13 protein-coding genes and 2 pseudogenes are annotated in these 12,942 nt (G+C 37.7%); 6 read left to right on the plus strand and 9 right to left on the minus strand.

The annotated features are described in order from the left end of the window. The first annotated feature begins 83 nt into the window (after positions 1 to 83). The 4 genes from CP352_RS04500 to CP352_RS04515 are packed head-to-tail and all read left to right on the plus strand — an operon-like array spanning position 84 to position 3,144. Complete coding sequence (locus CP352_RS04500) at positions 84 to 524, plus strand: CopY/TcrY family copper transport repressor (protein ID WP_089142934.1); 441 nt, start codon at positions 84 to 86, stop codon at positions 522 to 524. A gap of 15 nt (positions 525 to 539) precedes the next feature. Then, complete coding sequence (locus CP352_RS04505) at positions 540 to 917, plus strand: cupredoxin domain-containing protein (protein WP_089145737.1); 378 nt, start codon at positions 540 to 542, stop codon at positions 915 to 917. Then, positions 917 to 1,204 carry a cupredoxin domain-containing protein gene (locus CP352_RS04510; protein ID WP_089145306.1) on the plus strand — a complete coding sequence of 96 codons (288 nt, stop codon included), beginning with the start codon at positions 917 to 919 and terminating at the stop codon, positions 1,202 to 1,204. The genes CP352_RS04505 and CP352_RS04510 overlap by 1 nt, the downstream gene beginning before the upstream one ends. Continuing rightward, on the plus strand, positions 1,204 to 3,144 hold the full coding sequence (locus CP352_RS04515) for a copper-translocating P-type ATPase (protein ID WP_089145307.1): 1,941 nt from the start codon (positions 1,204 to 1,206) through the stop codon (positions 3,142 to 3,144). Before CP352_RS04510 ends, CP352_RS04515 begins: the two co-directional genes overlap by 1 nt. Here the strand turns inward: CP352_RS04515 and CP352_RS04520 are convergent. Then, positions 3,136 to 3,780: a Crp/Fnr family transcriptional regulator gene (locus CP352_RS04520; RefSeq protein WP_005720745.1), complete on the minus strand. Its 645-nt coding sequence runs from the start codon at positions 3,778 to 3,780 to the stop codon at positions 3,136 to 3,138. The two genes, CP352_RS04515 and CP352_RS04520, sit on opposite strands and share 9 nt — an antisense overlap. Before the next feature lie 92 nt (positions 3,781 to 3,872). Between CP352_RS04520 and CP352_RS04525 the strand changes: the two genes are divergently transcribed. Together CP352_RS04525 and CP352_RS04530 are read left to right on the plus strand one after the other, a co-directional pair. Continuing rightward, a complete protein-coding gene (locus CP352_RS04525) occupies positions 3,873 to 4,427 on the plus strand; it encodes a hypothetical protein (RefSeq protein ID WP_005720746.1) in 555 nt (184 codons plus the stop codon). Between the two features lie 125 nt (positions 4,428 to 4,552). Beyond that, a complete protein-coding gene (locus CP352_RS04530; protein ID WP_089145308.1) occupies positions 4,553 to 5,917 on the plus strand; it encodes an MFS transporter in 1,365 nt (454 codons plus the stop codon). Between the two features lie 56 nt (positions 5,918 to 5,973). On the opposite strand, the gene CP352_RS04535 is transcribed toward CP352_RS04530, so the two are convergent. From CP352_RS04535 to CP352_RS04570, 8 genes and pseudogenes are all read right to left on the minus strand, one after another. Then, the gene (locus CP352_RS04535; protein WP_003624933.1) at positions 5,974 to 6,126 is read right to left on the minus strand and encodes an SPJ_0845 family protein; all 153 of its coding nucleotides are present in this window, start codon (positions 6,124 to 6,126) and stop codon (positions 5,974 to 5,976) included. A 60-nt stretch (positions 6,127 to 6,186) separates the two neighbouring features. Next, a complete protein-coding gene (locus tag CP352_RS04540; protein ID WP_065990144.1) occupies positions 6,187 to 7,296 on the minus strand; it encodes a hypothetical protein in 1,110 nt (369 codons plus the stop codon). A gap of 125 nt (positions 7,297 to 7,421) precedes the next feature. Continuing rightward, positions 7,422 to 8,191: pseudogene (locus CP352_RS04545) on the minus strand (IS982 family transposase). Positions 8,192 to 8,270: 79 nt separating this feature from the next. Further along, positions 8,271 to 8,654: a cupin domain-containing protein gene (locus tag CP352_RS04550; protein ID WP_089142930.1), complete on the minus strand. Its 384-nt coding sequence runs from the start codon at positions 8,652 to 8,654 to the stop codon at positions 8,271 to 8,273. Then, positions 8,654 to 9,559 carry an ROK family protein gene (locus tag CP352_RS04555; RefSeq protein ID WP_013682702.1) on the minus strand — a complete coding sequence of 302 codons (906 nt, stop codon included), beginning with the start codon at positions 9,557 to 9,559 and terminating at the stop codon, positions 8,654 to 8,656. The genes CP352_RS04550 and CP352_RS04555 overlap by 1 nt, the downstream gene beginning before the upstream one ends. A gap of 114 nt (positions 9,560 to 9,673) precedes the next feature. Next, positions 9,674 to 11,032 (minus strand): MATE family efflux transporter, encoded by a 1,359-nt coding sequence (locus CP352_RS04560; RefSeq protein ID WP_012845486.1) that lies wholly within the window; start codon positions 11,030 to 11,032, stop codon positions 9,674 to 9,676. 79 nt (positions 11,033 to 11,111) lie between these two features. Continuing rightward, positions 11,112 to 12,452: an MATE family efflux transporter gene (locus CP352_RS04565; protein WP_089142929.1), complete on the minus strand. Its 1,341-nt coding sequence runs from the start codon at positions 12,450 to 12,452 to the stop codon at positions 11,112 to 11,114. Between the two features lie 126 nt (positions 12,453 to 12,578). Further along, positions 12,579 to 12,875, minus strand: a pseudogene (locus CP352_RS04570) (helveticin J family class III bacteriocin); the annotation flags it as partial. Positions 12,876 to 12,942: the final 67 nt, after the last annotated feature.

The following is a 12,942-nucleotide window of genomic DNA, read 5'->3' on the forward strand; positions in this document are numbered from 1 at the left end:
AAACATGCTTTTTTTGTTGCTTTATCGTTTACAACTGTAAATTTAAGTGGTATAGTTACATATGTAAACGTTAGGAGGAAAAAATGGTTAAACTGCAAGAAAAAGAGAGCACAATTTCTGACAGTGAATGGGAAATCATGCGAATTATCTGGACGATAGAACCCGTGAGCTCTACTAAAATAATTCAAGAACTTCAAGCTAAGAAAGATTGGTCTGAATCAACAATTAAGACCCTATTGCGTCGCTTAGTTAATAAAAACTTGCTAAGCACTACTAAGGAAGGCCGACATTTCGTTTACTCGGCCAAAGTTAACCAAACACAAGTAATGACTGAAGCAGCACAAGAATTGTTAGATCGGATGTGCAATATGCATAAAGGAGAGGTAATCTTGCAACTCCTAGCAGATTCTCCTATTTCTAAAAATGACTTAGCTAAAATGAAGCAGATCATTGATCAAAAAGAAAAGACTGCCCCTGAAACAGTGCCATGCAACTGTCTACCAGGGAAAGAGCATCTGTGCTAAAGGAAGGAAAATAAAATGGAAATTTCACAAATTATTACATTAGTTGTAGCCATCCTACTAATTGGTTTTATCCTCTGGTGGTTCTTTGGTAAACATACAGAAGCCGTTGGGACCGCTAATGTAGGTCAAGGCTCGCAAGAAGCAGATATCGTTGTTAAGGGCGGTTACTCTCCTTCAACGATTGTTTTAAAGCAAGGCGTTCCCGCCAAAGTGAACTTCGACATGCAGGACTCAACTGCATGTTTATCCCATGTCGTCTTTGAACAACTGGGCGTTGATAAAGATTTAACCAAGCAAAAAGTTACTACAATTGATATTCCTACTGATAAAAAAGGCACTTATAATTTTGCCTGCGGAATGGGTATGTTTCATGGAAAGGTTGTTGTTAAATAATGAGTATTTTTTCAAAGAATCAAACTAAAAAAGTTGTTGTTAATGCAGAAAATCATGGTTATAAACCAAACACAGTTACTTTCAAGCAAGGTAAACCAGCTCAATTAAAGTTTATTCCATCAGATAATATGGGCTGCATGAATGAAGTAGTCTCTAAAGATTTAAATCTTGACCAAAAATTAGATGGTAAAAAAGAAGTTACGATTGACATTCCAACTGACAAGCCAGGTACTTACACCTACGCTTGTGGAATGGATATGTTCCGCGGAAAGGTTGTTGTTAAATAATGAAACTTTCAAATATTAAGCGCTTCTGGATTTCATTTATTTTAGCAATTCCAATGCTAATCCAGATGTTTGCCACGCCATTTCACTGGATGATGCCGGGCTATAATTGGATCGCCTTTATCACGACTACAATCATAATGGCAATTTCTGCTGCGCCTTATTGGAGCAGTGCTTGGTCCGCTTTTAAGCACCATAACGCTAACATGAACACGCTGATAGCCGTTGGTACTTCAATAGCATACTTCTACAGTATCTTCGCCATGTTTACTGGCCGTGAAGTTTATTTTGAAACTGCTGCTTACGTAACCGTCTTCGTTTTACTCGGGGATGCCCTGGAAGAAAAGATGCACAATAACGCTTCAAATGCCTTAGCTAAATTGATTGACCTTCAAGCTAAAGACGCTGAAGTTGAGCGCAATGGCGAGTTTGTTAAGGTACCTCTTGACCAAGTCAAGGTTGGCGATATCATCCGCGTTAAGCCAGGTGAAAAGGTTCCTGTCGATGGTGTAATTGTTAATGGATCATCAACTCTTGATGAATCAATGGTTACTGGTGAAAGTATGCCAGTTACTAAGAAAAAGGGTGACGATGTTGTTGGTTCAACGATCAACACCAATGGTACTTTTACCTTTAAAGCAACTAAGGTTGGTAGCGAGACCATGCTATCTCAGATTGTTGATTTAGTTAAAAAAGCCCAAACCAGTCATGCTCCAATTCAAAATTTGACCGACAAGATCTCTAATATTTTCACACCAGCCGTTTTGATTATTGCTATCCTTACTTTCGTTATCTGGTACATCTTCTTAGGTGCAACGTTAATTAGTGCGATGCTCTTCGCTGTTTCCGTAGTTGTTATTGCTTGTCCTTGTGCTCTTGGGTTAGCCACTCCAACCGCTTTAATGGTTGGTACTGCTCGTAGTGCCAAGATGGGTGTTTTGATTAAAAATGGTGAAGTACTTCAAGAAGTCAGTGACATTAATACCGTTGTTTTCGACAAAACTGGTACGATTACTGTTGGTAAACCGCAAGTTACTAATGTTGTAGGCGATAAAAACAAAGTTTTAGCTATTGCAGCTAGCTTAGAAGAAAATTCCGAACACCCACTAGCAACTGCCGTAGTTAAAACAGCACAAGAAGCCAATATTACAATTAAGCCTGTCAAAAACTTTGCGGCTATCGAAGGCCGCGGGGTTAAGGCTAACTATGATAATCAAGAAGCTTTTGTTGGTAGCGATCGTTTATTAGAAGATATTTCTATTTCCCAGGAAATGAAAGATCAGGCTCTCCAACTTCAAAAAGAAGCAAAAACTGTAGTCTATGTTGGCCTAGGTAATGACATCATTGGCTTAATTGCCATTCAAGATGTACCTAAAGCAAGTTCTAAGCAAGCAATTGCGGAACTTAAAAAGCGTGGTTTAAAGACGGTGATGCTTACCGGTGACAATCAAAATGTTGCCGAAGCTATTGGGCGCGAAGTTGGTATTGATCAAGTTATAGCAGGCGTTTTGCCAACCGAAAAAGCTGCTGAGATTAAGAAATTGCAGGATGAAGGCAATAAAGTAGCCTTTGTTGGTGACGGTATTAACGACGCACCTGCACTGTCTACAGCTGATGTCGGCATCGCCATGGGATCAGGTACCGATATTGCTATTGAATCTGGTGGCATTGTTCTCGTTCAAAATGACTTAATGGGCGTAGTTAGAGCGCTTGAGATCTCTAAGAAGACTTTCAACAGAATCAAATTAAACCTCTTCTGGGCTCTTATTTACAACACTATTGGTATTCCAATTGCAGCAGGTTTATTCATGGCCTTTGGTCTGCAGCTTAGTCCTGAACTTGCAGGTTTAGCTATGGCCTTCTCTTCTGTTTCTGTTGTAACTAGTTCACTTTTATTGAATAAAACAAAAATTGCTGGTGAAACAGCTCAAGTTTCAAAGTAAAATAATTCTCCGACCGGATATTTTAATCCGGTTTTCTTTTTGTAAATTTTTCAATTTGCGACTTAAAGTTTCAGCAGTAATACCCAAATATGATGCTAAGTCTTTCTTTTTTAACTTTAATTCCACATTTTTACTCCCCTGTTTTTGAGCTAAGTCTTGCAAATAGGCCATTAAGCGTTCCTGAGCATCCATTGAATTGCGCCGAATAGAGTTAGTTTCGATTGTAACCAGCTGCTCGCCAAAATTATTAAGCAAATTCAATGCTAAATCTGGCGTCTTTTTCAATAACTTTTGAAAGTCACGACGCTCAATAGAACAAACATAAGTATCTTGTAAAGCCTGCACAAAGTTTTCCTGGGCATGTTCTTGAAAAAGATTCTGCTGTCCATTAGCATCGCCTTGATTCAGCACACCTAATACGGTCTCTTTACCGTCTTCGTTGAGATTGTAAATCTTGGCACTGCCTTGATCCATAAAAAGCATTCCGTTCTTACCATCACCTGGTTGTCGAATAATACTGCCTTTTGGAAAATATTCTTGATGCGTTGAAATTGGTACTAGTTTTTCTAACATTTCATTTGGCAAATTTTTAAATATGGCTGCTTTGCGAATACAAGCCATGGGTGAATGTTGCATAAAAGCCTCATTTCTTGATCTAAGTCAATTTATTTTTATCTGCATCTTAATACAATGTATTTAACAACTCAAGCAGAAAGGAAATATTAATCATGACTAAATACATCGCACATATTGAGCCTTTAAACGCTGAAAAAATTGGTACCAAGGCACACGGTACTGCCACTTTTGAAGAAAAAGGTGATCAACTACATATTCACGTTGAGATGTTTGATACTCCAGCAAATATTGAACACTGGGAACATTTCCATGGCTTCCCGAATGGTCAAAAAGCTCATGTACCAACTGCAGCTCAAGACGTTAACCATGATGGCTTTATTGATTTACCAGAAACTGAGCCGGTCTCAGGAACTACAATGGTGCCACTTGATGATGCCCCAGAAAACATGAATATTCCTCATGATGGTTATCCTGTTGCCGACAGTAATGGACATTATGAATATGAGATTGATGTCTCATTAACAAAGCTACAAAAGAAATTCAAAGCTGCCTTTGGTAGCGATAAACTACAACTAGACAAGCGTGTAGTTTACGTTCATGGTGTACCTGCAGATCTGGAATTACCTGATACTGTAGGTGGTTGCGTAATGAGTTATGATGCCCATACTACCTTGCCAATCGCAGCTGGTGAAATTGAAAAAGCTTAAGTTAAAAGCCATTCCTTGTGAATGGCTTTTTGCATCCTTTCTTATTTTTTGATAACATAGATATAGATTATGTAAAGTATCTAAGAAAAGGAGATGTTTTATAAGTAGGCTTAGATCCTACTCTTATGGAGAATAACGAAAAAATTATCCAAGAAAAGAAACGCGAAAAATTTATTAAAACTAAAAAGAATTACAAGCGTGCACCACTAATGTCAGTTCACTTAAGAGTGATGATGGCCGTTATCTTAGGTCAAATCGCCTGTGGCTATTCCCTGGGAATTAGTGGTACCGCTCTTTCTAATGCAGCTAAATATATCAACATTAGTGACTTCTGGACTGGATTAATTGGGGCTGGTGCTTTAATTGGCCTTGCTGGTAGTCTTTTGGTCGGTCGACTTTCTGATAAAATCGGTCGCCGTAAACTCTTAATGTGGAATATGTATATATTAGCTGCTTTTTCTTTATTACATCTAATAACCGCTAATTTTAGCTTAACCTTTATCCTCCGTATTGGAATTGGTTTAATGATTGCTGTTGACTATACTGTAGGGAATGCCTTGTTAACCGAATGGCTACCTAAGGGTGAAGACAGCAAGCGCCAGAGTCATTTATTAATCTACTGGACTATTGGTTTTATTTTGTCTTACCTAGCTGGTAGTTTTATCACTGGATTTGATAGTTATACTTGGCAAATAATCTTAGCAACAAGTGCAGTACCTGCACTAGTAACTGCTATCTTCAGAAGTCTTTTCCCACTCCCTGCTTCACCAGGCTGGCTAGCAAGTAAGGGCAAGATTAAGGCGGCCAACAAGGTCATTCGTAAGCACATGGGACGCAAATGGAGATTACCTGCCCGCTTTATGAAGCGGAATAAAAAGAAAACGCCTAGAAATATTTCCTGGGCAATTTTATTTTCCAAGCAATATCTGCGACGTACTCTAGTAGGTGGGATTTTCTATGCCTGCCAAGCCTTCTCATTTTTCGGTATTAGTATCTTCTTGCCAATTTTATTACAAAGCATGAATATCACTAGTGGAAATATCTCAGGAATTATCTACAATGGTGGGATGTTCATTGGTGTGCTAATCGGTACCTGGATCTTTAACAAGGTTAGCCGCCGCTTCTATCTTATCAGTAATTTTCTAATCTCAGGTCTGCTAATCGGCATTTTAGCAATAGTACCTAACTTAAATTCAATACTTAAATTAGGTATTTTTACGTTATTTGCGATTATTTTATCAGCTGGTTTGATCCTAGATTATCCTTATCCGACTGAATTATTTGATCTGAAGGTACGAGCAACTGGTGTAGGTACTTGTATTACAATCAGCCGAATCGGGGCTGCCGCAGGGACTTTCTTATTGCCCGTCTTAACTAATGTGGGTGGTGCTAGCCTGGCAATGCTAGTTTGTGCGATTGTTTTACTCTTTGCCTTTATCGTTTGCCTAATCTGGGCACCGGAGACCTCACCCCAATTTATGAAAAAATAAAATAATTAATATGCTACACAAAAAGACAGATTACATATGATGCAATCTGTCTTTTCTTATTTCTTATCTTTTTTCTTCTTGTCCTTAGAATCCTTATTTAATAATTCTTCTGGATCCTTATGCTTAGGCGTCTTCTTTGGATCTGGTACAGTCGCAAAGCGATCAAGCATCTTCTGTAAGTTATTAGGGTTGTCAAAAGTTAATCCCATAAAACATCTTCCTTTCGTTTTCTCAATTATATTAAAATTTCAATTCAAATGACAATAATTTTAACCCTCATTATCAATAAATTGTTGCATCTTAATCATTTCTGAACCAGCCAGATCAACACTAATTAAATCACTATAATCATGATCGCTAGTATCTCCTAAACCATATTCAGTTACAATTTTTAGGTCGAAGCCACTATCAGAGCGATCTTCAATTAAGCCTAAACGATCAGGATAATGATAAATTGAATCACTAATTTTCACTATTTGATCTTCGGGCCAATTATCAATAATTTCTGCTGGTGACTGAATTTCATCCCGTAATTTAACTGAACGCTCCAGCCTGTCCGGATCAAAACTGCCATTATTTTTTTGCCATTGAACTAAAAAATTAAAGAAGAGCAAGCGCTCGGAATCTTCAGTAATATGCGTTATATGGCTCCTAGCAATCACTGCAATTGATTCAACCTGCCCTAACTCATTGATGCTCTCGAATACCAGATTATCATCGTCATACTTGAGTACTTTACCAATAGCAAAACTACCATATTGATCATCAAAGGTATAATCAAAATAAATTTCAACCAGATCCAAGTCGTTAGTGAATTCTTGCTTCTGTGATTGCCGCAAATATTGGGTAAATAAGCGATTATCAATGGCATTAGTGTCGACACAAACAATATCGTCAAGTGGTATAACGGTGGCATAATGCTCTAAAGTTAATTCATTGCGTTCTAAAATACGCACCTCTTGCTGATCAAGTTGAGTAATTAAGCCAGTGTAAGTAGCACCTGTATTCACCTCAAAAGTTGTAAAGGGTTGCGCGTCAGCTACGTTAATCAGTAAATCATGCAGATTAGTAAAATCCCAGGCTAACACTGTCTTATTTAATTGCTCTAAGTTAAATGAATCCTTAACTTGGGTAATCATATAATAGCGTAGATTAGGCGTATCGTCTTCAATCTTAGCTACTTGATCTTCTTTAATAAAGACTATTCCACCTAAATTACCGCCTTGATCGATTGATTCAAAGGTAATCCAGCCATGATGTTGCGTGATAATGCGGCCAATATAGTAAGAATTTGCATCAACTACCGTAATACTTGCATCCCCATCTAAGTTATATTTTTCTTGATCAGCCTTAAGCGTGATTTGTACAAGTTTATTCAATTTTTCGCCCCCTCTTTTTTCTTCCGTGAATTTAATTGTCGCCTAATCATTATTTTTCTGCAAGAAAAAAGAAGATGGTTTAGCCATCTTCTTTTAGGTAGTTTTTCTAACTAATACGCGTGGTGCTAGTTAAATCGTTCTAGACAATATGCCATATTATAGGTCAAAATGGCTATTTCTAGCCGCTGTTGAAAGCCTGCTAGATTCCTTGCTCGGTTGTTTTCAGTATTGTAATAGCTAAGCAAGAAAAAGTCGCTTTCAATCGTTCTCCTAATTGCCATTAATTAGTGATCGTTATGCTTTTTAGAGCCTTTCATATTTTTGCGATATGGCGTCCAAAGCACATATCCCATACGCTCGTCTCTTTGGCATCATGTACCGACGCCTTAGTAACTGCGTAATCAAGCAGATAGCCATCATCACTCACTATCGCGTGGACCTTGAAGCCATAATAGTAGACTTTTTTGGTGGCTTTATAGCCAATATCGGCTATGCCACGGAAAATTTTAACGCGATAATTGCGAACAGGCTGACAAACTGGAACAGGAAAACTGTCAATAATCAAAAATTCTCCAGCAACCCTTACTTCTTTATTCCAAGCTTGACGGATACAGCGAATTAAAGGCAGGAGCATCCGAGCTCGCCGATTAAAGCGAGAATGAGACAAGCCAACAAAGAATTTACAAAATCTTCGTTGAGACTCAATCCCAATTTCAGTTTGCCAAATGAGCATCGCTAAGATAGAGCTGTCAGAAAGCTTGGTACGATCAACATTTTTGCGATGTTTAAGCTTATCGGGAGCATAGAGTTTATACAGAGAGCGGCAGATTACATTTAAGCGACTAAAACTAACTTGTAAATGGTGAGAGAAACGATTAAGCTTGAGGTAGTTCAATTAGATCAGACTCTTTTCTATTAATTTAAGTTACAGCTTGAGTCTAATCCGATTGGACTTTTTTGATAACTAAAACGATTTAAGTAGCACCACGCGTTTGCAGATCAGTAAAACTAGTTGGATCATTGATAGCAATAATCTCCTCACTGATTTGCGGATACAGCCTGCAGACTACACTATACGGAAAAATTATTGATAGAGCTAAATCTTGTTCTCCAGAACGATTTCTAATCGAATGTATTTCCTGAGAATTAACAATAAAGATTTTTCCAGGCTTAGTGTTATATTTTTTACCGCTAATTTGAAAATTATCGATGTTTCCTCTTATCGTATAGCTAAGTTCAATCCCACGATGCCAATGCGGAGCAATATAAAACGGAATTTTATTGTCATGAAAAACGAAATACCATACGTTTAACGGATCGGTAGGAATTACTACTTCGTGAAGATTCTTTTCAGACATTATAGTTTTTCACCATTAACGTGTAGCAACAAGTTGTATAAAGCTCCAAATAAATTTGCATCATTCTTAAATTTAGCTTCAACAATCTTAGGACGAGTCAAAGTCATCTTGTACATTGGCATTTGATCCAAAAATTGATCATATGCACGATTGATTTCTTCAACTAGAATCGGTTGCGCTGAGATTCCACCACCAATCGCAATTGTTGTCAAATCTACTACTGATTGGATATTAACAATGATGCCAACCACATCCCAGCAATAGGAACGTAGTATTTTCAAAGCTTGCTCATTGCCCGAATTGATAGCTTCAAAAGCAGCTAAGCCATCAGTTTCATCCTCATTGCCGATCGCTTTAATGACCTGGCTAACCATGCGAACTGCCGAGCCCATAGTTCCAGCAATATCATCAAAACCCATTTCTTTGGCCATCTTTAAAACCATGAAGCTCAATTCACCGGCTTGGAAGTGAGCACCATTTAATAAGCGACCATTCACAATTATTCCGCCACCTACTCCTGAACCAAGAGTAATAGCAGCACAATTTTGCAAGTCCTTCAAATTTCCTAGCCAATTTTCAGCCAAAACACTAGCCTTGCCATCATTTATTACTGCGACTGGAATGTTGAGATCCTTATATATTTCTGAAAAATCAATCCCATCAAGAAATGGCAATGCGCCACCGAAATGAATCTTCGTGTATTCAATTTTACCTGGTGCACAAAAAGCTAGACCCTTGATATCTTTTTCAGCGTAATTTTTAACTACTTGATCAACTGTCGTCAAGAACTTTTCTTTTTCATGTGGTGATTTTGTTTTGCCCTTTTCAATAATATTGCCGGCATTGTCTAACAAAGCATATTTTAAGTTAGTCCCACCAATATCAATACTTAGATAATTTTTCATCTCATATGTATTCGCTTTCATTATCATTACCACAATTGTACTCAAAGCTCAAAAAGCAAACAAGCCAAATATTGATCATAATTTGGCTTGTTTGACATTATTTAGTTTAAAATTTTACGCTTCTTTTCTAGTTTGTTGGCTGATTAAAGCAAAATCAAGATGACGATAAGCATTCAATAAAACTATGGTACTTAAGAACCAAGTAGCCGGATAAATCCAGTTGGCCATCCGAATATCCTGGAAAAATGGCTTGGTACCTAATAAAACTGCTAACCTTACTACAACCCAGCAAAGCATCATTGCTAACATTGGGATCGTCGCTTTCCCTGCACCACGCATTACTGAAGCAATTAAATGCGTAATCGCAACCAAGAAAAAGAAGAAACCACAAACTCTTGCACGCCCAACACCAAAGGCGACGACCGAAGGCGTCGGATCAAATAGCGCGATCAGTTGCGGCGCAAAGGTAAATACGCTTAAGCCGATTATTTCCGCAATCAGCACTGCCAAAATCACTCCAAACCGAACACCCTCTTTAATTCGCTTAATTTTTCCGGCACCAAGGTTTTGCGCCACAAACGTCGTCAAAGCTAAAGTGAAACTAGTTACTGGTAGAAAAGCAAAACCCTCAACGCGAGTATAGGCCCCGATTCCTGCAACTGCATGTGCACCAAACATGTTGATATATGATTGAATAACCACATTAGACACGGAAATTAACGAATTCTGTAATCCTGATGGTAAACCATAATCAATCGTCAGCTTCAACATCGGCCGATATATTTTAAGATGGCGCAGATCTACCCGACTTGGACCTTTTAGCTTACGCAATTTATTATAAGCAAGACAAGCAGAAAATGTTTGTGCTATTACTGTAGCCAAAGCTGAAAAGCCAACGCTTAAATGAAGCCAATAGATAAAAATAATGTCAAAAGCAATATTTACTACTGATGAGGCAATTAGGTAATACAAAGGACCCTTACTATCACCATTGGCTTGAAGGATACTAATAAAAGTGTTGTACATAACAAAGCCCATTGATCCCAAAAAGTATACTCGTAAGAATTCTACTGATTCAGGCATAATGCTTTTTGGCGTTCCCATTAATATCAGAATTTGTGGAGTCAACACTACACCAATGATTATCAACAAAAAGCCACAAATAAAGCCCACAGCAACCACTGTAGCCACTGCTTCGCGTGTGTGTTGATCAATTTTAGCACCAATACATTGTGCTATTACTACTCCTGCACCCATCGCTAGTCCTTGGAATAACCCGATTAGCAACATGATCAAACTTCCAGACGATGAAACTGCAGCTAAAGCATTCGACCCAATTACATTACCAACTACCAACGAATCGGCAGCACTATACATTTGTTGGAATAAATTTCCCAAAAATAGTGGAATTGCAAATTTAATTATCTGACTTCGATATGAGCCTTCAGTCATTACAATCGCGTCATTATCCACCTAATTCCCCCTTACTTATCCAAACCGTTAAATAAATATCATCTTAACTTATAATTTAATTAAATCACAGGGAAAACAACTATACAAACAGTGACTTGGTTCTCCAAGTACCATGATGCCACCGGTAGATCATCAACATTGCGCGCAAACTTTCATCGATCGCATATGCAATCCATACACCTACTAACCCCATATGAAAGACAATTGCCAATAAATATGAAAATGGCAAGCTAATTAGCCATAGCACAGTTAAACTACATGCAAGCGGAAATCTAACATCCCCACTCGCATTTAATGATCCTACCAAAGTCATATTAACCGCTCTTGCTGCTTCAAGAATAATTTCGACCAAGAAAACCCAGCGTGCCAATTCAATGATTTCAGGTTTATTTGTATAAATATGCATAATTGGCGTAATGAAAATAAAGGTCACGATTGAAATTGAAGTTGAAATTCCCACATTTTGCACCATTGACCGAAAGCCTCTTTGATATGCTCCTTCGAAATCTTTTGCGCCAACAGTACGACCAATAATAATTTGATTTCCTTGACATAAGGCTGAAGCCGTTAAAAATACAAATTGAGTAATCGCTGAAACATACGATTTGGTAATCAATACATTAGTTCCTAAAGTAGCAACAATCATTGTGACTACCACTTGAGCCCCGGAATAAGAGACTGATTCACCTGATGAAGGTAATCCTAACTTAAGAATTTGTTTTAAAAATGGTATCGAAAACCGTTTGAAGTTAACTTTTAACACATTGAACTTCACATATCGCTTAACTAAATAAATTGCTACAATCCCCGCACAAAATTGGCCAAAGATACCTGAGATTGCAATCCCTCTAACGCCAAAATTAGGTAAGCCGAATGGTGAGAACAGCACCAAATAATTCCCACAAACCGCAAGAATATTAGCGATAGTTGGCACAATCAAAGCTTGCAAGGTTAAACCATGCGTTCTCAAGCAAGCTAACATGACAGAATTTAACGCCAAAATAATCGTTCCTGTTCCATACAGCTGCATATAAGGGATCGCAATTGCAATTACATCATCTGGAATGTTCAAGAAGCGTAACAGAGGGTATGGCAAAAGAATAAAAATAGCTCCTAAAAGCAGACCAATTCCAATTGCTCCAAAGATTGCTGTATTCATTACCTTAGGAATCTCTTTGTGTTTTTTGGCACCAAGAAATTGCGCAATCATGATTTGTGTACCTACCGTTACAAACCCATAAACATTATATGAAAAGCCAAGAAATTGGTTGCAGGCACCAACAGCAGCTACAGCCACTTCATCAAAGTGAGAAATCATCCATACATTGACGTTTCCCACCATCACATTGAAGAGAAATTCAATAAAAATTGGCCAGCTTAGAATGATTAATTCTTTGTCTGATCGGTTTAAAAACTTCATGGCAATACCTAACCTTTCAAAATAAAATTGAAACCGTTTTATTCGATTTGTACATATTTTATTCTATACACATAAAAGGTAAAGACAAAAGCTATACTTTTTTCAATTAATCTTGATATCTGAAATTTAGTCCCAAGCTAATTCATAAACCTTATTTGAAACAGTTTTATTTTTACCGTTAACATTAGCATGGTATGCAACAGTTAAGTAACCGTGATTCTCATCAATGATTTGGATACTTTCAACTTCACTATGTTCACCTGAAATATCTAATCCACCAAATGCACTTAAATTTACATTTTCCCATTGAGATTGGTCATTACGAGCATAAAATGGAATCTTTACAATTTCCTTGTGATAGTATGACCATGAACCATTACTTAAACTTGGTGATTTTTGACTAGTAATATAAATATTACCAGAATTATCTAGATCACGCGTGGTGCTAGTTAAATCGTTCTAGACAATATGCCATATTATAAGCTAAAAT

Source organism: Lactobacillus sp. UMNPBX1, from assembly GCF_002554085.1.
Classification (GTDB): domain Bacteria; phylum Bacillota; class Bacilli; order Lactobacillales; family Lactobacillaceae; genus Lactobacillus; species Lactobacillus crispatus.